General features: G+C 66.4%; 14 protein-coding genes, 1 tRNA gene and 1 other RNA gene. 5 read left to right on the top strand and 11 right to left on the bottom strand.

The window, feature by feature from the left end:
- Positions 1–34 precede the first annotated feature (34 nt).
- Together ACZK2G_RS04860 and ACZK2G_RS04855 are read right to left on the bottom strand one after the other, a co-directional pair.
- Positions 35–10,918, bottom strand: a complete 10,884-nt coding sequence (locus ACZK2G_RS04860; RefSeq protein WP_478474821.1) for an autotransporter-associated beta strand repeat-containing protein — start codon at positions 10,916–10,918, stop codon at positions 35–37.
- A gap of 358 nt (positions 10,919–11,276) precedes the next feature.
- Entirely contained in the window at positions 11,277–11,594 is a 318-nt protein-coding gene (locus tag ACZK2G_RS04855) for a DMT family transporter (protein WP_046982829.1), read from the bottom strand.
- Positions 11,595–11,894: 300 nt separating this feature from the next.
- On the opposite strand from ACZK2G_RS04855, the gene ffs reads away from it, so the two are divergent.
- Positions 11,895–11,991: signal recognition particle sRNA small type (ffs, locus tag ACZK2G_RS04850), an RNA gene on the top strand.
- Between the two features lie 78 nt (positions 11,992–12,069).
- On the opposite strand, the gene ACZK2G_RS04845 is transcribed toward ffs, so the two are convergent.
- Genes ACZK2G_RS04845 through ACZK2G_RS04835 form a run of 3 tightly spaced genes read right to left on the bottom strand, consistent with a single transcriptional unit; the run spans position 12,070 to position 13,972 of the window.
- Positions 12,070–12,459 (bottom strand): nuclear transport factor 2 family protein, encoded by a 390-nt coding sequence (locus tag ACZK2G_RS04845; protein WP_478474819.1) that lies wholly within the window; start codon positions 12,457–12,459, stop codon positions 12,070–12,072.
- Entirely contained in the window at positions 12,456–13,223 is a 768-nt protein-coding gene (locus tag ACZK2G_RS04840; RefSeq protein WP_136639930.1) for an MBL fold metallo-hydrolase, read from the bottom strand. Before ACZK2G_RS04840 ends, ACZK2G_RS04845 begins: the two co-directional genes overlap by 4 nt.
- Entirely contained in the window at positions 13,223–13,972 is a 750-nt protein-coding gene (locus tag ACZK2G_RS04835) for a 3-deoxy-D-manno-octulosonic acid kinase (protein WP_046982832.1), read from the bottom strand. The genes ACZK2G_RS04840 and ACZK2G_RS04835 overlap by 1 nt, the downstream gene beginning before the upstream one ends.
- A gap of 20 nt (positions 13,973–13,992) precedes the next feature.
- Between ACZK2G_RS04835 and ACZK2G_RS04830 the strand changes: the two genes are divergently transcribed.
- Positions 13,993–15,039, top strand: a complete 1,047-nt coding sequence (locus ACZK2G_RS04830) for a glycosyltransferase family 9 protein (RefSeq protein ID WP_478474818.1) — start codon at positions 13,993–13,995, stop codon at positions 15,037–15,039.
- Positions 15,040–15,087: 48 nt separating this feature from the next.
- Here the strand turns inward: ACZK2G_RS04830 and ACZK2G_RS04825 are convergent, their stop codons facing one another.
- The gene (locus ACZK2G_RS04825) at positions 15,088–15,492 is read right to left on the bottom strand and encodes a DUF6165 family protein (protein WP_046982834.1); all 405 of its coding nucleotides are present in this window, start codon (positions 15,490–15,492) and stop codon (positions 15,088–15,090) included.
- A gap of 267 nt (positions 15,493–15,759) precedes the next feature.
- Positions 15,760–15,850: transfer RNA gene (locus ACZK2G_RS04820), tRNA-Ser, on the bottom strand.
- 166 nt (positions 15,851–16,016) lie between these two features.
- Here ACZK2G_RS04820 and ACZK2G_RS04815 point away from each other — a divergent pair.
- Positions 16,017–16,721, top strand: a complete 705-nt coding sequence (locus tag ACZK2G_RS04815; protein WP_046982835.1) for a PP2C family protein-serine/threonine phosphatase — start codon at positions 16,017–16,019, stop codon at positions 16,719–16,721.
- Positions 16,722–16,790: 69 nt separating this feature from the next.
- On the opposite strand, the gene dnaQ is transcribed toward ACZK2G_RS04815, so the two are convergent.
- Genes dnaQ through ACZK2G_RS04800 form a run of 3 tightly spaced genes read right to left on the bottom strand, consistent with a single transcriptional unit; the run spans position 16,791 to position 18,637 of the window.
- The gene (gene dnaQ / locus ACZK2G_RS04810) at positions 16,791–17,522 is read right to left on the bottom strand and encodes a DNA polymerase III subunit epsilon (protein ID WP_136639929.1); all 732 of its coding nucleotides are present in this window, start codon (positions 17,520–17,522) and stop codon (positions 16,791–16,793) included.
- A gap of 4 nt (positions 17,523–17,526) precedes the next feature.
- Positions 17,527–17,979, bottom strand: a complete 453-nt coding sequence (gene rnhA / locus ACZK2G_RS04805; protein WP_046982837.1) for a ribonuclease HI — start codon at positions 17,977–17,979, stop codon at positions 17,527–17,529.
- Between the two features lie 13 nt (positions 17,980–17,992).
- The gene (locus ACZK2G_RS04800) at positions 17,993–18,637 is read right to left on the bottom strand and encodes a methyltransferase domain-containing protein (RefSeq protein WP_136639928.1); all 645 of its coding nucleotides are present in this window, start codon (positions 18,635–18,637) and stop codon (positions 17,993–17,995) included.
- An 11-nt stretch (positions 18,638–18,648) separates the two neighbouring features.
- On the opposite strand from ACZK2G_RS04800, the gene gloB reads away from it, so the two are divergent.
- Together gloB and ACZK2G_RS04790 are read left to right on the top strand one after the other, a co-directional pair.
- On the top strand, positions 18,649–19,413 hold the full coding sequence (gloB, locus tag ACZK2G_RS04795) for a hydroxyacylglutathione hydrolase (RefSeq protein WP_136639927.1): 765 nt from the start codon (positions 18,649–18,651) through the stop codon (positions 19,411–19,413).
- Positions 19,410–20,609: a lytic transglycosylase domain-containing protein gene (locus ACZK2G_RS04790; protein ID WP_136639926.1), complete on the top strand. Its 1,200-nt coding sequence runs from the start codon at positions 19,410–19,412 to the stop codon at positions 20,607–20,609. Before gloB ends, ACZK2G_RS04790 begins: the two co-directional genes overlap by 4 nt.
- A gap of 210 nt (positions 20,610–20,819) precedes the next feature.
- On the opposite strand, the gene ACZK2G_RS04785 is transcribed toward ACZK2G_RS04790, so the two are convergent.
- Positions 20,820–22,775: a peptidyl-prolyl cis-trans isomerase gene (locus ACZK2G_RS04785; protein ID WP_136640033.1), complete on the bottom strand. Its 1,956-nt coding sequence runs from the start codon at positions 22,773–22,775 to the stop codon at positions 20,820–20,822.
- Positions 22,776–22,879: the final 104 nt, after the last annotated feature.

Here is a 22,879-nt window from a genome sequence, read left to right as displayed (position 1 = left end):
ACGCAGGCGTGGATCTGCCGCTGGCATCCCCTGCTCAGAATCCGACGCGCAGGTTGATCTGACCACCAACATCGCGGCGACCATCGCCGTGCTGGCCCTGCACGAACATCGACAGCTGGCTGTTGCGGCCCAGGCCGACCGCCACGCCCAGCTGGCTGACCAGCGCATTGCGTGCCATCACCGCGCTGTACACATCGAACGCGTTGCCACCGACCGCGAAGCGGTTGCGGCTGGCCACGTCGGTATCGCCCGATGCATGCTGCCAGCCGAGGCCGACCGTCAGCTGCGCCGGGAAGCGCTCGCCACTGCCCACGTCCCAGCGCCCACGCACGCCCACGGTGCTGACATTGAGCGTGTCCTTGCCGCCCTCCAGCACCAGCGCAGCACTGCCGCCCTGTTCCACCGCACGATCACTGTCGACCCAGTGCTTGGTGAACTGCACATACGGCTGCAGCTGGGTCCTGCCGCGGGTCCAGGTCCAGCTGCCTTCCACCTGGGCGATGGTCACGTCCGAATCCTGGCGGCTGTACAGGGTCTGGCCCAGCAGCGGCACCTCACGCGTGGTGCGCGTGCGGTAGTCACCGCGCGACGCGCTGCCACCGACCGCGAAGCCGTTGCTCCACTGGCCCTGTGCATACAGGCCGAAGGTGTTGCCACGCAGGCGGGCCCGCGAGCTGCGATCGTACAGGCGCGTATCCAGCCGTTCGTTGCCGGCCGCTGCACCCAGCACCACGTGCTCGCCCAGCTGCCAGTCCACGCCTGCCATCAGCGCATTGCGGTTGGAGCGGATGTCATCGCCGTTGCCGTCACCGTCCTGGCGGAACACCTTGCCACTGCCGGCCAGCCAGGCCGACGCGCGCTCGCCGCGCACGGTCGGAAGCTCGCTGCCCAGACGCTGGCGGATGCCTTCTTCCAGGTAGTTGTCATACAGCAGCACCGCACGGCTGGCCGCATGCACTTCACCGGACAGCTGGTCGAACGCCGCGCGCGCGGTACCCGCGTCATACATCAGCAGCGTGTTGTACAGCCCCAGTGCCGAGCCACTCTGCGGCAGGCTGTCCAGCGCTGCAGCGGTGTTGTACTGGTTGCGCGTCTTCGCCGCCGTGGTGAAGGCCGCGGTCTGCGCCACATCGATCTGCAGATTGGCCGTGTTCGCCGTGTAGACCGGGGTGATGGTCAGGAAGGCCGACGGCGTGGTCGCCGAGGCGAACTGCCCGCTTACGCCACCGCCCGCATTGATCACGGTGTACTGCTGGCCCTGCTGGTAGCTGGTGCTCGGTGAAATGGTGTTCACCTGCACGGTGCTGCCACCCACGCTGGCACTTCCCCCCACCTGCACCGTGTCGCTGCCTGTGGCACCCAGATCGATGCCCAGCGTGCTGCCCGGCGACAGGGTCAGGTTGCCACCCACCGTGATCGTGCCGGTGCCGTTGCCCGCACCGCTGCCATTGCCCGGGCCATTGCCCGGCGATAGCACGCCGCCACTGGATACCGTCACGCCGCCGCCGGTGCCACCGATGGTGCCGGTGCCGGATAGCGTGGTACCGCTGCCAATGGTCCACTGGCCGCCGATATTGCCGGTGACATTCAGGCCACCGCCGGTGACCTGACCGGTGCCGCTGAAACCACCGCTGTTGCCGCCGAGGTTCAGGCCGCCCGGACCTGCCTGCACGATGCTGCCGCCACCGCTGATGGTGCCGCCCAGCGTGGTGGTGCCACCGGTGTTGATGACCAGGCCACCGTTGTTGGTGATGTTGCCGGTGATTGAACCGCTGGCCCCACCGTTGCCCACCTGCACGGTGCCGCCCGCACTGATGGTCGTGCCACCGGTATAGGTGTTGTTCCCGGTAAGCGTAATGGTGCCGTTGCCAGCCTGGGTCAGGCCACCGCTGCCACTGATGGTGCCACCCACGGTGGTGTTGCCACCCACGTTGAACACCAGGCTGCCGTTGTTGCTGATGTTGCCGGCGATCGATCCGCTCGCGCCGCCGTTGCCAACCTGCAGCGTGCCGCCGGTGTTGATGGTGGTGCCGCCGGTATAGGTGTTGTTACCGCCCAGGATCAGCGTGCCGCTGCCGGCCTGGGTCAGGCCGCCGCTGCCACTGATGGCGCCGCCGACGGTGGTGTTGCCACCCACGTTGAACACCAGGCTGCCGTTGTTGGTCACACTGCCGCCGATCGCACCGGTGGCGCCGCCATTGCCGACCTGCAGGGTACCGCCGGCGTTGATGGTGGTCGGGCCGGTATAGGTGTTGTTGCCGGTCACGGTCAGCGTGCCGCTGCCGGCCTGGGTCAGGCCGCCGCTGCCGCTGATGGTGCCGCCCAGCGTGGTGTTGCCGGCCACGTTCGACAGCAGCGTGCCGTTGTTGGTGATGTCACCCACGATCGAACCGGTCGCACCACCATTGCCCAGCTGCAGCGTGCCGCCGGCATTGATGGTGGTACCGCCGGTGTAGGTGTTGTTGCCGGTCAGCAGCAGCGTACCGCTACCAGCCTGGGTCAGGCCGCCACTGCCGCTGATGGTGCCGCCCAGCGCGGTGTTGCCAGCCACGTTGGAAATCAACGCACCATTGTTGGTGATGTCACCAGCGATGGCGCCGGTCGCACCACCGTTGCCGACCTGCAGCGTGCCGCCGGCATTGATGGTGGTGCCGCCGGAGTAGGTGTTGTTGCCGACCAGGGTCAGCACACCGCTACCCGCCTGGGTCAGGCTACCGCTGCCACTGATCGCGCCGCCGACCGTGGTGTTGCCCGCCACGTCGAAGACCAGGCTGCCGTTGTTGGCGACGTTGCCGGTGATGGCGCCAGCCGCGCCGCCATTGCCGACCTGCAGCGTGCCACCGGCGTTGATGGTGGTGCCGCCGGTATAGGTGTTGTTGCCGGTCAGGGTCAGCGTGCCGGCGCCGGCGTGGGTCAGGCCGCCGCTGCCGCTGATGGTGCCATCCAGCGTGGTGTTGCCGGCCACATTGGATACCAGCGCACCGTTGTTGGTGATGTCACCAACAATCGCGCCGGTCGCACCGCCGTTGCCGACCTGCAGCGTGCCGCCGGCATTGATGGTGGTACCGCCGGTGTAGGTGTTGTTTCCGGTCAGCACCAGCGTGCCGCTGCCAGCCTGGGTCAGGCCACCGCTGCCACTGACCACGCCGCCTACGGTTGCGGTGCTGCCCAGGTTGTAGACCAGGCTGCCGTTGTTGGTGATGTCGCCCAGCACCGAGCCGGTGCTGCCACCGTTGCCAATCTGCAGCGTGCTGCCACCATTGATGGTGGTGCCGCCCGTATACACATTGTCGCCGCTCAGGGTCAGCGTGCCGGTGCCGCTCTGCACCAGGCCGCCGGTGCCACTGAGCACACCGCCGAAGGTGGTGCTGCCGTTGTTGCCGCCGGTGGTCAGGGTCGCACCGCCCAGCACCACGCTGGATCCGGTTACGCCGGCCAGGCCTCCGATGCTCTGATTGCCACCGGCACTGATGTCCAACGTGCCGGCGCCGGTCAGGTTGACCGTGCTGGCACCGGACAGGCTGCCACCGGCCGCCACCGCCAATGTGCCGCTGTTGATGGTGGTGGTGCCGGTATAGGTGCTGGCACCGCCCAGGGTGACCGTTGCTGCGCCATCCTTGAGCAGGCCGCCAGCGCCGCTGATCGGGCCGTTCAAGGTCAGCGCGTTGCTGCCGGCCAGAGTCAACGTGCCGCTGGCCAGCTGCACGGTATTGGCCAGCGTCAGCGCGCTGGTGCCGTCCAGACTGGCGTCGCCACCCACGGTCAGCGTGCCGGTTCCCAGTGCAGCGTTGTCGCCCAAGGCAAGGCCACCGGCGTTGAGTGCCACGCCGCCACTGAACGTGTTCGCGCCGGTCAGGGCCTGCACACCCGCCCCGTTCTTCACCAACCCGCCGGTGCCGGTAATGTCACCAGCGAAGGTGGTGTTGCCCACGCCATTGAGGGTCAGTGTGCTGCCGCCGAGCGCGACCGTACTGCCGGCAACACCGGCCAATGATCCGATGCTCTGCGCACCACCGGCAGAAATGTCGAACGCTGTACCGGCATTGGCCAATGTCACCGCGCCATTCGATGCCAGGCTGCCACCGGCGCCAATCGCCAGCGTGCCCGCATTGATGGTGGTGCCTCCGGTGAAGGTATTGGCACCGGTCAGGGTCTGGGTGCCGCTGCCCTCCTTGATCAGCCCACCGGTCCCCCCCACCGAACCACCGAAAGTGCCATTGACGGGACCACCAATGGTCAAGGTGTTGCCGCCCAGATTCACCGTACCGTTGCCGACCAGGGTGCCGAACTGCTGCGTGCCGCTGCCCGCCGACAGGTCGAAGGTCGCGCCCGAAGCCAGGTTGACGATGCCACTGCCATACAGGCTCGCGCCAGCGCCCAATGCCAGCGTACCGGCATTGATGAAGGTGCCACCGGTATAGGTATTGGTACCGTTCAAGATCAGCGTCGCCGCGCCGTCCTTGGTCAGCGAACCAGTGCCGCTCAGGCTGCCGTTGAGGGTGAGGTTGTTGCTGCCGAGTACAGTCAACCCGTTGTTGAGGATGAAGTTGTTGGCCAGCGTCACCGCGGTGTTCGAATCGAGCGTGGCATTACCCCCCACCGTTACCGCGCCGGTGCCCAGTGCAGCATTGTTGCCGACCACCAGGCCGCCGGCATTGAGCGTTACGCCACCACTGAAGGTGCTCGCACCATTGAGCGTCTGCACGCCAGCGCCGTTCTTGATCAAACCACCGTTGCCGCTGATCGCGCCATTGAAGGTGCTGTCCACCGTGCCGCCCAGGCTCAATGAGCTGCCACCGAGGGCCACGGTGCTGCCGGCCACACCTGCAAGCGAGCCGATGCTCTGGTTGCCGGCCGAAATGTCGAGGGTGCCGGAACCGGCCAGGTTCACCGCACCGGTCGACGCCAGGCTGCCACCAGCACCGATAGCCAGCGTGCCGCTGTTGATGGTGGTGCCTCCGGTGTAGGTATTCGCACCGGTCAGGGTCACGGTAGCCGCACCGTTCTTGATCAGGCCACCGGTACCCGAAATCACACCGCCCAGTGTCAGCGCCTGGCTGCCGAGCAGGTCGAGGTTGACACCCGCTGCAAGCCCGATGTTGTTGGCCAGGCTGACGCCTGTCGTTGCATCCAGCGTCGCGTTGCCGCCCACCGTCAGCGCACCAGTGCCGAGCGCAGCGTTGTTGCCGACCATCAGGCCACCGCCGTTGAGTGCAACGCCACCACTGAACAGATTGGCGCCACCCAGCGTGAGGATGCCGGCGCCATTCTTGACCAGGCCGCCGGTGCCGGAAATCGCACCGTCGAACACGCTGTTGCCGATGCCGCCGAGGATCAGCGACTGCGCGCCCAGGCTGACCGTGGAGCCGCTCACGCCGGCCAGCGAACCAATCGTCTGGCTGGCGCCGGACGCCGAGATGTCGAAGCCGGTTCCCGCCGCAGTGAGCGTCACCGCCCCGTCCGCAGCCAGGCTGCCACCCGGACCAATCGCCAGCGTGCCGGCGTTGATGAAGGTGCCGCCGGTATAGGTATTGGTGCCGGTCAGCGTTTCAATGCCCGAACCGACCTTGGTCAGGCCACCCGTGCCAGCAATCGAGCCACTGAACGTGCCATTGGTGGCACCGCCGACTTCGATCGAGTTGGCACCAAGGTTCACCGTACCGTTGCCGACCAGCGTACCGAACACCTGCGTGCCGCTGCCGGCAGACAGATCCAGCGTGGCACCGGTGGCGAGGTTGACGGTACCACTCGCCGCCAGGCTGGCACCGGCACCCAGCGCCAGCGTGCCGGCATTGATGTTGGTGCCACCGGTGTAGGTGTTGATGCCGTTCAAGGTCAGCGTCGCGACGCCATTCTTGGTCAGGCTGCCAGCCCCGGAAAGGACACCGTTGAGTGTCAGCGCATTGCTGCCGAGCACGGTCAGCCCGGCATTGAGCGCGATGTTGTTGGCCAGCGTTGCCAGGCCGGTGGTGTCCAGCGTGGCGGCACCGCCGACGGTCAATGCACCGGTACCCAGCGCCGCATCATTGCCGAGCACCAGCCCGCCTGCGTTGAGCGTCACGCCGCCGCCAAACGTGTTGGCACCGGACAACGTCTGCACGCCCGCGCCCACTTTGACCAGACCGCCGCCGCCACTGATCACGCCATCGAACGCGGCGTTCGTCGCTGTGCCGAAGGTCAGCGAGTTTGCGCCCAGCGCCAGCGTGCTTCCACCCGCACCGTTGAGCGCACCGATGGTCTGGCTGCCACCGGCACCGGAGATATCGAAGCCAGCGCCTGCGCCCAGCGTGACATCACCCGCTGCGGCAAGGCTGCCACCCGCCCCCAGCGCCAGTGTGCCGGCGTTGATGGTGGTACCTCCTGTGTAGGTATTGGTACCGGACAGCGTCAACGTGGTGGCACCGTTCTTGATCAGACTGCCATTGCCGTCGATCACACCCGACAGCGTCAACGCATTGCTGCCCGGCAATGTCAGTGCAACGCCCGAGCCCAGCGTGACTGCATTGCCCAGTGTCACCGCGGCGCCTGCATCCAGCGTGGTACTGGCATTCACCGCCAGCGCGCCGGAACCGAGTGCGCCGTTCGCACCGACCACCAGGCCACCACCGTTCAATGTCAGGCCACCACCGAAGGTATTGGTGTTGTTGAGCGTCAGCAGGCCCGTACCGTTCTTGACCAGGCTGCCGCCACCGGCCAGCACGCCCGCCAGGCTGAGGTCATTGCTGCCTCCCAGCGTCAGCTGCGAACCCGCGCCGAAGTTCACCGCATTGGCCAGATCCAGCGCAGCCGTCGTGTCCAGGCTGACGTTGCCGCCAATGCCCAGCGCCCCAGTACCCAACGCCCCGGCATTGCCGAGGATCAGGCCGCCGGCATCGAGCGCGACGCCGCCACTGAAGGTATTGGCTCCGGACAGCGTCTGCACGCCCGCGCCAGCCTTGATCAATCCACCACTGCCATCGATGAGACCGGCAAAGCTGCCGTTGCCGGCGCCGCCGAAGGTCAGCGTTTGCGTGCCCAGCGCCACATGGCTGCCGGCGATGCCGTTCAATGCACCGATGGTCTGCCCTGCACCCGCCGCGGAGATGTCCAGCGTCGCGCCGGCACCGGCGAGGTCCACCGCACCGGCGGCGGCAAGACTGCCTCCCGCGCCGAGCGCCAGCGTACCGGCGTTGACCGTAGCGCCACCGAGGAAGGTATTGGCACCGGACAGGGTCAGCGTCGAGGCGCCGTTCTTGATCAGGCCACCGGTTCCCCCCACCACGCCGCTCAGGGTGAGATTGTTGCTGCCCGGCAGGGTCAGCGTGTTGGCGCCCAGGTTCACTGCATTGACCAGCGAAACCGGCGCACTCGCATCCAGCGAAACATTGCCGCCGATGTTCAGCGCACCGGTACCCAGTGCACCGCTGGCGCCAACCGACAGGCCGCCCGCGTTCAGCGCCAGGCCACCACTGAAGGTGTTGCTGTTGTTCAACGACAGCACGCCAGTGCCGGTCTTGATCAGGCCACCGGTGCCGGTGATCAGTCCGCCCAGAGCAACATTCTCATTGCTGGTCAGGCTCAGTTGCGCACCGGCGTCGAGATCGATGGCATTGCCCAGGTTCAATGCCACCGTGCTGCCCAGGGTCGCGTTCGCGCCCACGGCAAGCAACCCGGTTCCCAGTGCGCCAGCGTTGCCCAGCATCAGGCCACCGCCGTTGAGCGTCAGCCCACCGGCGAAGTTGTTGGCGCCGTTGAGCGTGAGCGTGCTGGCGCCGTTCTTGACCAGGCCACCGGCTCCGGAAATCACCCCGCCGAGCGTGATCGCCTGCGAACCCGGCAGCGACAGCACAGCCCCACTGCCCAGGGTCACATTGTTGGCCAGGCTCAGCGCCGCGCTGCCGTCAAGCGACGCACTGCCACTCACGTTCAGGGCACCAGTGCCAAGCGCGCCGCCATTGCCAAGCAACAAGCCGCCCGCGTTGAGATTCAGTCCCCCGCTGAAAGTGTTGGTGCCATTCAAGGTCAGCAGCGAGGCACCGTTCTTGGTCAGGCTGCCGGTGCCGGTGATGTTGCCGCCCAACGTGAGGTTCTGGCTGCCCGGCAGGGCCAGCGCCGCACTCAGGTTGATGGCATTGCCGAGGTTCAGTGCGGCCGAGCCATCGAGCGTACCGTTTCCACTGACCGTCAACGCACCGCTGCCGATCGCACTGTTGTTGCCCAGCAGCAGGCCGCCCGCCGCCAGATTAACGCCCCCACTGAAGGTGTTGGCGCCGCTCAGCGTCTGGATGCCCGTGCCCTGCTTGACCAGGCCGCCGGTACCGCCGATCACGCCCGCGAACGTCTGGTTGGTGGCATCACCGAAGGTGAGCGTGCTGCTGCCCAGCGTCACCGTGCTGCCGGCGATACCGGACAGCGCGCCGATGGTCTGGTTGCCGCCGAGCGAGATGTCCAGGTCCGCGCCAACGCCGGTCAGGTTGACCGCACCAGCGGCCGCCAGGCTTCCGCCGCTGCCTACCGCGACCTTGCCGGCATTGATCGCCAGACCGCCGGTGAAGGTATTCGCGCCGCCCAGCGTCAGCGTGGCAGCACCGTTCTTGACCAGGCTGCCGGTACCACCGATGGAGCCGCCCAGCGTCAGTGCATTGCTGCCCAGTACATTGAGCAGGCCACCTGCACCGAGGTTGATGCCATTGCCCACGCTCAGCGCCGCGCTGGCATCGAGCGTTGTCACACCGCCAACATTCAACGTGCCGGTTCCGAGCGCGCCGGCATTGCCCAGGACCAGGCCACCGGCATTGAGCCCCAGCCCACCACCAAAGGTATTTGCACCGTTGAGTGTCAGCGTGGTCGCCCCATTCTTGACCAGGCTGCCGGTGCCGCCGATCACGCCGTTGAACGTCAGCGCCTGGTTGCCGGGCAGATTGAGGATGCTGCCCGCACCCAGGTTGACCGCGTTGGCCAGTGCAAGCGCTCCCGTGGTTCCATCGAGCGTCACGTTGCCGCCGACGCTGAGTGCACCGCTGCCCAGCGCAGCAGCATTGCCCAGCAGCAGGCCGCCGCCGTTTAGCGCGACGCCACCGGTGAAGGTATTGGCACCAGACAGGGTCTGGGTACCCGTACCGACCTTGACCAGCGCGCCACCGACACCGCCGATGACGCCGGAGAAGCTGGTGCTGGTGTTCAGGCCACCAAGGGTGAGGCTGTGCGCGCCGAGGTTGAGCGCACCGGATCCGGCGAGTGAGCCGATGGTCTGGCTGGCCGCAACCGAGAGATCGAGGTTGGTCCCTGCGCTCAGCGAGATCGCACTTGTCGGCGACAGGCTGCCACCGGCGCCCAATGCCAGCGCACCACCGGTGACCGAGAAGGAGCCCGTGAGCAGGTTGGCACCATTCAAGGTGAGCGTACCCGGCCCCGCCTTGACCAGGTTGCCGGCGCCGGAGATCGAACCGTTGAGGCCGAGACTGTTGTTGCCGAGCAGGTTGAGCGTGCCGCCCCCGCTGACGATCAGGTTGTTGCTCAGGTTGAACGCGGCGGTGGTGTCCAGCGACGCCAGACCACCCACGGTGAGGGTGCCTGAGCCGAGAGCACCCGCATTGCCCAGCAGCAGGCCACCGGCATTGAGGTTGACGCCGCCGGAGAACAGGTTCGCGCCGCCGAGGGTGACGATGCCGGTGTTGTTGACCGCCAGGCCGCCAGCGCCTGAAAGCACGCCCCCCAGGCCGAACGCATTGGTTCCACCGAGGGAAAGGTTGCCGCCAAGGTTGAAGGCGTTGGTCAGGTTCAGGCCCGCCGTGGAGGCGGCAATGGCACCGCCGTTGGCCGTGAACAGCCCGGTGCCGAAGGAGGCAGCATTGTTGAAATTGACCAGACCGTCATTGAGCGTCGTGGGCCCGGTTCCGGTCCAGGCTCCCTGCAGGTTCCATGTACCGCTGTTGACGGTCAGCCGCTGGAAGTTGAGGTACTGGTTCCAGCCCAGCGTGGTCTGCGCCCCGCCGGTGCCGGAGCCTGGGCCGGTCGGGCTGTTCTGCAGCACCAGCGTGTTGTTGGCTGCACCAGTACCGACACCTGCGTTGACCGTACCGGCCGCTGCCAGCGAGACCGAGATACCGCCCAGCACATCGATGCCCGCCGACGCCCCGGTCCCAGTTGCCACATTGGACCCGGATACGGCGGTAAAGGTATTCCCCAGCGTGGAATCGCCGAGGTAGACGCTGCCGGTGATCGTGCCGCTGTTGGTCACCGAATTGCCTGCCGCCGATCCGGCGAGACCGACCCGCCCGGTAATCCCTCCGGTATTGCTCAGAACCGTTCGCGCCCCGCCGTAGCTGACGATGGCCGGCGCATCGGCCGTACCGATTCCGCCCAACAGGAAATTCATGTTGACGGTGCCGGCGTTGTTGATCGTGGTGACGCCACTTGCGCCATTCTGCACGGACAGCGCACGCCCACTCGCACCCAACAGGGCGGCGACATCGATGAAGCCCTGCAGGGTGCCGGTCGAAGTGTTGTCGACGGTGATCGTCTGGCCACTCGCATTGCCCAGCACCGCGCCGGAGGCGGCAAAAATACCTACGCTGGTACCGATCGTGCCGTTGTTGGTGAGCTGGATGCCGTTACCGCTCAACGTCATCGAGTTGCCCAGGCCGGCAGTGCTTCCTACATTCGCGCCGGCCGCCACGGTTACATTGACACCATTGGTGGCATCCGCGAAGTTGTTGGTGGTACCCGTGCAGTTGATATTCGGTCCCGGTGTCGAGCAAGCCGCGAACGCCGAACCACTGGCCAGCATGGCAGTCAATGCCACCGCCAACTGGTGCGCCCGCAATCGCGGCACCCGCCCTGCGCAGACCGCGCTTCCGCCGGGATTCTGGGCGACCTCCGAAGCAACCTGCATTACGCCGAGGGCACGATTGAAAACCAGACGGTAAATGCGGTTCATCGGTAAATCTCCATGAAAAGACCGGATGGCACTGCAGGCAGGTTCTTTTGAAGACAATGCGGCCCACCCCGGTTCCCGACATGGGAACAAGGCCTGGCTTCATTAACTTCTGAAAATCTTCACATCTTCACGCGACCGCACCTGGAACAGGCAGGCCAACGCGTCCGTCAAGGCGAAAACTCCCCGATTTCGGATGACGAATGGCGGCACTGTGCGGCCGATGGCGCCAGCGGCATGTGAATCACGCTCGTTATTTTCATGACGCACGTCAAATAAAACGGGAGGACAAAATGGTTTTGCCGAAAATGCATATACCTGCAGCAGGCGGAGATTCCTTTCTCCGCCCAACTAAATGCATTCAGCTGCTCGAGAGTTTCATCAGCACCAGGCCGGAAACGATCAGCAGCGCCGCACCGATCCGCATCGGGCTGACCTGCTCGCCAAGGAACACGATGCCGACCACGAAGGCGCCAACCGCCCCGATGCCCGTCCAGATCGTATAAGCGGTACCCAGCGGCAGGCTGCGCATGGCCACCGCAAGCAGCCAGAAGCTGGCGATCATGCCGATGATGGTGACCACGGTAGGGGTGAGCCTGGTGAAGCCTTCAGACTGCTTCATGGACACGGCCCAGACGATTTCCAGCAGGCCGGCGAACAACAGATAGATCCAGGCCATGACAGCCCTCCTCTTGGTAGGGCCAGGCCGTCCTGGTCATTGATTCCCGATGTGGGGGAGGTCGTTCCTCCTGGCCGGCATTCTAGCAACGCCGGTTGGCCCGGGCCGTTGCCTGCGGTCAGGGGTTACAGCTGATTCAGCGCATGAAGCTGGCGCCGGCGTGCATGCCTGGGCTAGAATACGCGCCTGCCATCGGCCAGCCGATGCGCAGTCCGGCTGTGGTCTCCGGCGCGACGCGCGCTGCTTCCCCTGATCCGCGAACTGGCCGCCTTCTGGGCGGCCAACGTCTCTATGGTGGCCCCGTCGGCCCCTCGCGACGCTAGGTCGAAAATCCCGCCAGGGCCGGAAGGCAGCAACGGTATCGATCGACGCGGGCGCCGAGGTCAGCCGGCGGGGCCACCGCCTTTTCGGGCACTGCCCCACTTCTGGTGGCTGCCAACCTTGGTTGGCGCTCTTCGCCGGGCATGGCCCGGCGCTAACGTGCTTCAGGCGTGCCCTGGTGGAACACCACCCGCCATCCCTGCGCGTGCCGTCGCCACAGCGAACTGCGCAACACCCAGCACTGGGCCTGGCCATCAACGTGGTAGCGGCTGCGGTAGCGCACCTGTGCCAGGCCGTCGGACAGCAGCCACACGGCATAGTCGCCCGATTCAATCTCAACCTCCGCCCGCTCCTGCGGAATCTCCTGCAGCGCAGCGGCACGCCCATAACAGCGGCCGGAACTGCCGATTTCGCTGAAATCCTCGTCCAGCAGCGCCTCCAGGCGCTCGCGGTCACCGCGCACCTGTGACCCGTGCAGGGCGCGCTCCAGCGCCTCCAGTGCGGCAGCCAGCGCCGCATCGGCAGGCCGGCCGGCAGCGCTCACGGCGGGTCCTGGGCCAGGACGTGCGGGGCGGTCGGATTGGCCAGCGGCACGCACTGCCCTGGCTGGGCTACACGGTGTCCACGCGCGGCCAGCGCCTGGCCGTCGGCTTTGCTGGCGTAGTGATAGAGCATCATCCGCGCCTGCAGTTCAGCGCTGTACTCGCGCTCCAGATCATCCACGCCGGTATGCGACGGGTTGCCGTGCAGGCCACAGTCGTGGGCGATCAGCTCATTGTCATCGGCGAAGCGGGCGAGCATTTCCGGAATCGGCCGGGTATCGCCGCTCCAGGTCAGCGCACCCTGCAGGCGCAGGCCATAGGCAGTCTCCGGCCAGTGGTGGCGCACCGGAAACACTTCCAGGCGCACGCCCTCGTGCCAGAACGCATCGCCCACCACGATCAGCTGGAACGCGTCCCAGAAGTTGGCGCCGCCCTCGGCCAGCACGTTCGGGTAATCGCCGATGCGCTTGTGCAGGAGCGGCACCACCGTCGCCGGCACGTACAGGCGCACCTTGCCGCGCCGCTGCCCACTGAAGAAGGTGTCGACGAACAACCGTTCGAAGCCGGCCACGTGATCCAGGTGCACATGGGTGACGAACAGCGCCTGCGGCATGTGCCCGTAGTGGCCCTTGAACGCGGTCAGGCCCTCACCACCACAATCGATGGTCAGCCACGGCCTCCCCTCGCGCTCGATCACCGACATCGGCGAGCCCAGCTCGACCGCCGACGCATTGCCGACGCCGAGGAAACGCAACGACCAGTCCATCAGGTGCCCCGGTTCCAGGCCATGTCATAGGCGCGGCGCAGCCGCATGTAGTCCTTCTGCACGTCTTCCATGCTGCGCTCGCCGCGCAGCTTGACCAGCGAGCGCAGCAGGCGCTTCAGATTGCGCTCGCGCCAGGCGGTGGCCGGGATGCGGATCACCCCGCGGTCGAAGTCGATCAACCAGCCATGACCATTGCCATCGAACAGGATGTTGTGCGCATTGAGGTCGGCATGATCCAGCCCGGCCCGGTGAAAGCGGGCGATCAATCGCCCGGTTTCTTCCCAAGGCGCTCCACGGCCGGCAACCAGCGCGCGATCGGCCAGCGAGCGCACGCCCTCGATCCGCTCCATCAGGATCGCCGCCCGGTAGCGCAGGCCCTCGCGCATGTAGAACGCCGCCAGGGGCCGGGGTACCGGCAGCTTCTTCTCGCGCAATGCGCGCATCAGCCGGAATTCGGCGAAGCTGCGGGTCCGATCGGCGCCGCGCCAGAGGTACTGGTCATGGCTGATTTTCGCCGCCAGGCCGCCGCGCAGGTAGTGGCGCAGGACGCTGGTACCGAACGGCGCATCGATGAACCAGGCGCTTCCACGGCCACCCTCGCCGACCGGCCGGGCCTTGCTGCCCCAGTGCTGGGGCGAGAACAGGTCGGCCTCGGCTTGCCGCAGCCGCTCGCGGTCGAACAGAATGGCCCCGATGCCGCGACCCTCGCGGCATGGCGTCAGCGCTTCATTGGCGTCGAATGCGACCATTTCTTTGAGTCTAACAACACATGGCATCAGCGTCCTCCTCATTGTGCCTCCTGCGCCTGTCCGCACTCGGCGATGTCACCCACGTGGTGCCCTTGGTGCGCACGCTGCAGGCTGCGCGGCCGGACACGCCGATCCACTGGATCATCGACAAGGCCGGTCACAAGCTCCTCGAGGGCCTGCCCGGCGTGACCTTCCATGCCTATGACAAGAAGAGCGGCATGGCCGGCGTCAAGGAGCTGCGCAAGCAGCTGCCGCCGGGTCGCTTCGAGGCACTGCTGCAGATGCAGGTCGCGTTCCGCGCCAACCTGCTGTCGGCGTTCATTCCGGCCGAACGCCGCATCGGCTATGACCGCAGCCGCTCCAAGGACCTGCATGGTCTCTTCATCAACGAACGCATTCCCGACCGCCCCGGCATCCACGTGCTCGACGCCATTGGCAGCTTCTGCGAGCCGATGGGCCTGCGCCAGACCGAGGTCAGCTGGGACCTGGCCGTGCCGCCGGCGGCCTCTGATTGGGCCGCCGCGCAGTGGAAGGACGATGGCCGTCCGGTGCTGATGATCTCGCCGTGCTCCAGCCACGTGCGCCGCAACTGGTACGCCGACCGCTATGCCGCCGTTGCCAGCCACGCCGCACAGCGTGGCTGGAAGGTCGTGTTGTGTGGCGGCCGCAGCGAACTGGAGCGCAGCATGGCCGACGCCATCCTGGCGCAGTTGGATACACCGGCGCTGGACCTGGTCGGCAAGGACACGCTCAAGCAGCTGCCTGCCCTGCTTGCCCGCGCCAACCTGGTGATGACCCCGGATTCGGGCCCGATGCACATCGCCAATGCCATGGGTGCCAAGGTGCTGGGCCTGCACGCGGCCAGCAACCCGCACCGCAGCGGCCCCTACTCGGACCGCCGCTACTGCGTGGACCGCTACGACGACGCCGCGCGCAAGTATCTGGGCAAGCAGGCTGCCGACTTGAAGTGGGGCACCAAGATCGAGTTCGATGACGTGATGGAACTGATCAGCGTCGAAGACGGTATCGCTGCGTTCGAACGCTACGTCGCCGACCACCTGGGGTGAGCGACAGTCGCCATCCACGCATGGCGTGGATCTCCCCTTTGGCCGGGATTACGCGCGCTGCGCGTAATCCTGGTACGACTTCTCTTCCACGTACGCCGAACCGAGCGCCAGGTTGATCGCCTTCTTGATGCGCGCGCGCTCATCGTTGCGCAGGTAGACGCTGCGCGCCAGGTCGATGAAGCCCTGGTCGAACGCCTGCGCCTTCTCCTTCAGGCGGATGTCGTCCTCGATATCCCACAGCTGCTCGTTGACCGCCTTCAGCTCGGCACGCAGCTTGGCGATGTCCTTCACCGCCGCCGGGTGCGCCATCCAGGTCTGCTCCAGCGCCGACAGCTCCTTGCGCACGTTGGCCAGCTTGCCTTCGTCGCTGATGCGCTCGGACTTGATCTGCAGGATCGAGATCTTGTCCAGCAACTCGCCGAAAGAAACGGGGACGAGGATTTCAGCGGTCATGGGGAAAGCTCCAGCAGGTGAGGCAGGCAGTTTAACTCGCAGCTCGCGATGGAATGGGTAGATCCACGCATGGCGTGGATGTACAGATGCATCTGGAGCAACAAGCCCCTCTGTTGAGAGGCTGCCCCGACAGGGGCGGGGAGAGGCAGGCAAAGGGAGGGGCCCATAGGTTGCGCAGCAACGTGTGGGGCGACGCGCAAAGCGCGTCGCGTCCCGCGCCAGATAAAAGAAAAAGGGCCGCCTTTCGGCAGCCCTTTTTCTTTTATCTGGCGGAGAGGGGGGGATTCGAACCCCCGAGGCGCTATAAACGCCTGCCTGATTTCGAGTCAGGTACATTCAACCACTCTGCCACCTCTCCGGGTGGTCCCCGGCGGACCGGGGACGCGCATCATACGAGGAAGTGAGGCCGACGACAAGTCATTACGAACAACCCGATGAAAATTTCCCGGGTGCATGCCTTGCCGGATCCCGGCCACCACCCGATGATGCCCGTCTCCCCCGCAATACCGCGCCCGTTGCCCACCATGATCGAATTCGGACATCTCACCCATCCCGGCATGCGCCGCGAGCTCAACGAGGACACCTACTACGGTGACAGCGAGCTCGGCCTTTGGCTGGTGGCTGATGGCATGGGCGGGCACGCCTGCGGCGAGGTCGCCAGCGCGCTGGCACGCGAGGCCATCGTGCGCGAGATCCGTCGCGGGGCACCGCTGGCGCAGGCCATCCGTACTGCCGATGAAGAGATCATCCGCGCCTCGCGCCGCCGCAACGACACCCTGCCGATGGGCACCACCGTGGTGGCCGCACGCGTGCACGGCAACCGCTATGAAGTGGCGTGGGTCGGCGACAGCCGTGCCTACCTGTGGCGCGACGGCCAGCTGGCCCAGCTCAGCCAGGACCACAGCGTAGTGCAGGAACTGGTCACCCAGGGCAATCTCACCGCCGAACAGGCGCGTGCGCATCCGCACCGCAACGTCGTCACCCAGGCACTGGGCGTGACCGATCCAGCGCATCTGAACGTGGCCACCACCAGCGGCGAACTGCGCCCGGGCATGCAATTGCTCCTGTGCAGTGACGGCCTCACCGAGGAAGTGGACGACCGCGGCATTGCCCGCACCCTCGCCTTCGAGGATGCCAGCGCGCAGGAATGCGTGGATACGCTGGTCGCGGCCGCGCTCGATGGCGGTGGCCGCGACAACATCAGCGTGATCCTGGTGCGCTGCCACTAACCGGTAGATCCACGCCACGCGTGGATACGGCGCTGCCGGCCAGCAGCCGGCACTACCCCATCCCAGGCATTACACGCTGGCAGGCTCTTCCACCTTCGGGCCATCCCACAGCGCGTGGCCGGCCTTCTTGCGCAGCCGCTCCAGGCGTGCGGTGTGCGCTTCCAGTTCCGACGGCGTGGCCACCACGCGCGGGCGCGGCAACAGCTTGCTGGTATCGAAGGCCAGCAATGCCGCACCGGCAGCGCCGGCATCGTCATCGCCCAGCCCGAAACCGATCTCCTCCTGGCCCGAGGTCAGGGCGATGTAGACGTCGCCCAGGATCTGCGCATCGAGCAGGCCGCCGTGCAGTGCGCGGTGCGAATTGTCCACGCCCAGCCGCCTGCACAGCGCATCCAGCGAGTTGCGCTGGCCCGGGAAGCGCTCGCGCGCCATCACCAGGGTATCGATCACGGTGCAGCGGTCGGTGATCTTCCCGTACTGCGGCCCCAGCAATGAAAGCTCGTTGTCGAGGAAGCCCAGGTCGAACGCCGCGTTGTGGATGATCAGCTCGGCGCCATCGATGAACGCCAGGAACTCGTCGGCGATCTGCGCGAAGTCCGGCTTGTCATCAAGGAACTCCAGGGTCAGGCCGGTGACTTCCTGCGCGCCCTGTTCGAACTCGCAGTCCGGCTTGATGTACTGGTGGTAGTTGTTGCCGGTCGGTCGGCGCTTGAACAGCTCCACACAGCCGATTTCAACGATGCGGTTGCCCTTCTTCCATTCCAGGCCGGTGGTTTCGGTATCGAGGATGATCTGACGCATGGGCTCAGTTTACCGGGCTGGAGTCGCGGATCTGGATGGCCGCATTGCGGGCCAGGGTATCCACCCGCTCGTTGTCCGGGTCACCGGAGTGGCCCTTCACCCAGCGCCAGTCGATCTGGTGGCGCAGCGTGGCCGCCTGCAGGCGCTCCCACAGCTCGCGGTTCTTCACCGGGTCGCCGCCAGCGGTCTTCCAGTTCTTGCGGATCCAGCCGGGCAGCCACTGGGTCAGGCCCTGCCGCACATACTGCGAATCGGTGTAGAGCACGATGTTGCACGGCTCGGTCAGCGACTCCAGGCCGGAGATGGCCGCCATCAGCTCCATCCGGTTGTTGGTGGTGTGCGCTTCGCCGCCGCTCAGTTCACGCTCGTGGCCCTTGTAGCGCAGCAGCGCAGCCCAGCCGCCGGGGCCGGGATTGCCAAGGCAGGAACCGTCGGTGTGGATTTCGATGGTTTTCAATACAACTCCAGAATCAGGTAGCAACAGTGCCGTGCCAGCGCACCGGCAGCGGTTTCGGCCCGGGCAGGGCCAGCGTGCGTTTTTCGGCATGGAACAGGCAGGCCGCGCGCAGTGGTGCCCAGCCGCCGGGACGACGGCTGCCGCCGCCCTGCCAGAGCGGACCGAGGTAGCGCATATCGTCGCACTCCAGGCCATGGCGGCCGAGCAGCAGGCGGATCCGCTGCGGCGTGCGCACCACCAGCCCATGCTGGCGCCAGCGCGTGCGGTACGGGCTGAACGGATTGAGGCTGCTCAGCCACAGGTGGCCGCCCGGCATCAGCACGCGTTCGCACTCATCCAGCAGCTGGTCCGCATCGGCCGCGACCACATGCTGCAGAACGATGGCGTTGACGCTCTCATTGGCCAGCGGCAATGGCAGGGCGCAGCGGGTGTCGCCGGCATAGCCCTGCCCCTGCCGGAACAGGCGCAGACCGCGTCCGCCCAGCTGTGCATCGTCCAGCCAGGCCGCACTTGGTGCGATCCACAGCCACGGCTGCGTCGGCAGCACCGACAGCTGCGGCAGCAGCAACTGCCGCTCCAGCACGCGCAATGCCACCGCCGGTTCGCTGTCGAACCACGGGGCCTGGCTCGCTTGACGGGTGCTCTGCAGCGCGGGCATGGTCCAATTCTATGCGACTGACTGCCCTGACCGCATTTGCGGACAACTACATCTGGATGTTGATCGACGACGATGGTGCAGCCGTGGTCGTCGATCCCGGCGATGCTGCGCCGGTGCTCGCGCTGGCCGACCAGGGCCTGCGCGTGGACAGCATCCTGCTCACCCATCACCACGATGACCACATTGGCGGCGTGCCCGCACTGCAGGCGCGTTTTCCCGGTGTGCGGGTAATCGCACCGGCCGAGGAGCGCATCCCGACGGCGACCGAGCGGGTCGGCGAAGGTGAACGCGTTCAGGCACTGGGCCGGATGTTCCACGTACTATCCGTGCCCGGGCATACCCGCAGCCACATCGCGTTTCACACTGCTGAACACCTTTTCAGCGGAGATTCGTTGTTCAGCCTGGGCTGTGGGCGCCTGTTCGAAGGTACGCCGTCCCAGCTGCTGGCATCGATGCTGAAGCTGGGTGCCCTGCCCGCGCAACTGCTGCTGTGTTGCGCTCATGAGTACACCGTGTCAAATGCCGTCTTCGCGCGGCATGTCGACCCCGCCAACGCTGCCCTGTGGCAGCGCCAAGAGGAGGCTTTGGCCATGCGCCGCGATGACCGTTCCACCCTGCCGGTAACCCTGGCCAACGAATTCGACTGCAATCCCTTCCTGCGTGTGCACACGGCGCCGATCCGTGCGTCGGTGTCGGCACACCTGGGCCGTGACGTCGTTGACGACGTCGACGTGATGGCCGGTCTCCGGCATTGGAAAGACGGCTTCCGCGCATGATGCGCCGAAGTCTGCCGCTGGCCCTGGGCCTTGTCCTGGGGCTGGCCGGAACCGCAGGCGCACAGTCGCTGGGCGCCGGCATCAGCCAGAACCTGACCGCCGCTGCGGCGCTGCCGCTGGATCCGTCCGCGCTGCCTGCGCCCTCGGTGCGCAATGGCCAGGAGATCTTCACCAGCTTCCGCGATGGCCTGGCCGAACCCAGCTGCGATGCCGAAGCCACCAGCCCGCGCTGGCAGAAGCAGTTCGCCCACGCGCCGTCCCGCCTGGCCAATCAGGATGACGACGCACTGGTGCTGTTCGGTTATGTGGTTGAAGAACTGCGCAAAGCCAACCTGCCCACCGAATTCGCCCTGATTCCCTTCGTGGAAAGCGGTTACCGGCCCAATGCCCGCAACGGCAGCGGCCCGACCGGCCTGTGGCAGTTCATCGCCACCACCGCACGCAACCATCGCGTGCCGATGGCCAACGGCTATGACGGACGCCTCTCTGCGGTCGATTCGACCCAGGCCGCGGTGCGTTACCTGAAGACCCTGCACGGCATGTTCGGTGGCGACTGGCGCCTGGCAACCATGGCCTACAACGCCGGCGAGTACCGCGTGCTGCAGTCGCTGCGCAAGGCTGGCATGAATGCGCAGAACGCCAAGCCCTCGGCGCTGCCCGGCCTGTCGCCGGTCACCTATGCCTACGTCGAGAAGCTGCATGCCCTGGCCTGCGTGCTGGAAGACGTGGAAGACCAGCCGCGCGTGATGGCCTCGCTGGACCGCACCGTGCCGGTGCTGAAGGACCACACCCTGCCGGCCGGCACCAGCGTCCAGCAATGGGCCGCACAGCGCGCCCTGGACCCGGCCAGGATCGCCCGCCTCAACCCCGCCCTGGCAGGCGGTGGCCGCGCCTCCGGCACCACTCGCGTGCTGGCGCCGGTCTCGGCCACCAATGCGACAGTAGCAGAGGCTGCCACCGCGCTGGTCGCCAGCGCCGTTCCGGTCGCCGCAGCCGCGCCAACGCCCCAGGTGGCCAAGACCGTCGCGGCCATCGCCGACCGTCCGCGCAGCCGTCGCCACACCGTGCGAAATGGCGAGTCTGCCTGGACCATCGCCCGCCGCTACGGCATGCCGGTGAAGGCCCTGCTGTCGCTGAACGGCCTGAGCGGCAGCAGCGTGCTGAAGCCGGGCGCGGTACTGCGCGTCGAAGACTGACGCGCCAGCCAAGCACTCCCTGTAGAGCCGAGCCCACGCTCGGCTTTTTCTTGCGCGGTGCGGCTGCTTCGACATGCTTCTCGTAGAGTCGAGCTTGCTCGAATGCCTCCACATGTGCAGGCGAGCAAGTTCGACTCTACGCACCCACACACCAACAAAAAAAAGGCCCGGCAATGCCGGGCCTTTCTCGCTCCTGCAAACCGATGAGGCTTACAGGTTCGCTTCGGTGGTCTGGATCACGAACTTCTTGCGCATCGCCTCGATGTAGGCCTTGGCTGCGGCCATGCCGTCGATCTGGCTCAGCTGGTCCTTCAGCTGCTTCTGCTGCTCGGCGGTCACTTCCTTGATGTCGCCCGGATTGACCTTGTTCACTGCGAACAGCAGCGCGTGGCCGTTGACGTCAACCTTGCCGTAGCTCGGCTTGCCTTCGGCCGGGACCGGTGCGCTGAAGATCGCGCGATTGATTTCCGGGGTCGGCACCGGCTGGCTGCGCGGCAGGCCCGGCATCGGGCTCAGCTGCAGCTTCTCGCTGGCGGCCAGCGACTGCAGGGTGGCGCCGGCCTTCAGCTTGGCCAGCACGGCGTCGGCCGCCTTGTCGCTGGCCTGGCGCTGGCGGTCGGCGCGGATCGCGGCGATTACCTGCTCGCGGGCCTTGTCCAGCGGCATCGCTTGTTCCGGGGTGTGTGCAGCCACGCGGATGACCACGCTGTGGTTGGTGGCGCCACCCAGGGCGATCGGGTCGCTGGCGGTGCCGTCCTGCACCAGCACGTCGGAGAACGCGGCACGCAGCACGGCCGGATCGGTGGCAATACCGCTGGCGGTGGCACGGGTGATCGGGCCCAGAGTCTGCAGCGGCAGGTTCACTTCCTTGGCCGCAGCGGCCAGATCGCTCGGGCTCTTGTTGATGGCGTCGACCAGGCGACCAGCCAGCTCGTTGAAACCGCGCTCGCCGTCGGCCTTCAGCTGCTCTGCGGCGAGCGTGTCACGCACTTCCTCGAACGACTTGCCTTCGCCACCGCGCACGGCGGCGACCTTGATGACGTGGTAACCGAAGTCGGTCTTCACCGGGCCGATAACGTCCCCCGCCTTGGCGGCGAACAGGGCGTCTTCGAACGGCTTGACCATTGCGCCACGCTCGACCCAGCCCAGGTCACCGCCCTGGTCCTTCGAACCCGGATCTTCCGAGTTGGCCTTGGCCAACGCGGCGAAGTCGGCGCCGGCAGCCTTGGCCTCGGCAGCGATCTTGTTCGCCTTGGCTTCGGCACCGTCACCGGTCAGCAGGATGTGCGAGGCCTGGCGCTGTTCCGGCGAGGTGAACTTCGCCTTCTCGTCTTCATAGCGCTTGCGCAGGGTGGCTTCGTCGGCCGCGGTCGGCGCCGGCAGGTTGCCACCGTTGATCTCGACGTACTCCAGCGACACGCTCTCGGCCTGGCGGAAATCCTTGCCATGGCTGTCGTACCACTGCTTGATCTGCGCGTCGGTGACCGGCGCGGTATCGGCCGGCACTTCCGGCAGCGCAGCCAGCTCGACGTCGCGGGTTTCACCCAGCAGCTTCAGCAGGCGCTCGGTTTCGGCCTGGGTAACGAAGCCGGAGTTCTGCAGGCCGGAAGGAATCACCGACTGCTGCAGGCTCTCACGCACCAGTTCCTGGAACTGGGTGGGGGTACGCGGCGGATTGCCGCCGGCCAGGGCCAGGCGGTAGTTGTTCTCGCTGAACTTGCCGTTCGAATCGAGGAAGGCCGGAATGGTGGTGATGTACTCACGCACCGCGCCATCGCCGATCACGACACCAGCCTGCTCGCCGACCAGGCGCACGACCTGCTCATCGATCAACTGATCGAGCACGGCCATCTTGCTTTCAGTGCTCTCGAACGCGCGCGGGTCGAAGTTCTCGCCCTGCTGCTGGCGCTCACGCATGCGCTCCTGTTCGAAGCGGGTGCGGAAATCCTGCGCACTGATCTCATGGTGCTGCCACAGCATGCGCACCGGCCACCACGACGGGGCCGAACGCCACCAGGTCGGAGGCGCGGAAACCTTGGCCACGTTCTGTGCGCCAACGCCACCGAGATAGCTGTTGTCGATCACGAACAGGAACGGAATCATCAGCAGCCCCAGGATCACAGTGACGATCCAGCCTGAGGTCTTGTCGCGGAGTTTCTGCAGCATGGTGAGGAATCACAAGGCCTGATTGGCGAGCCCGGCAGTGTAACCCGCTTCGTCGCAGGGACCAAAAGCAGCCCCGGCGCGGCCTGCGCCGCATCCTCGCAGCA

This window comes from Stenotrophomonas sp. 107298_Sma (assembly GCF_056480345.1).
This window is presented reverse-complemented; position numbering and strand designations above follow the sequence as displayed.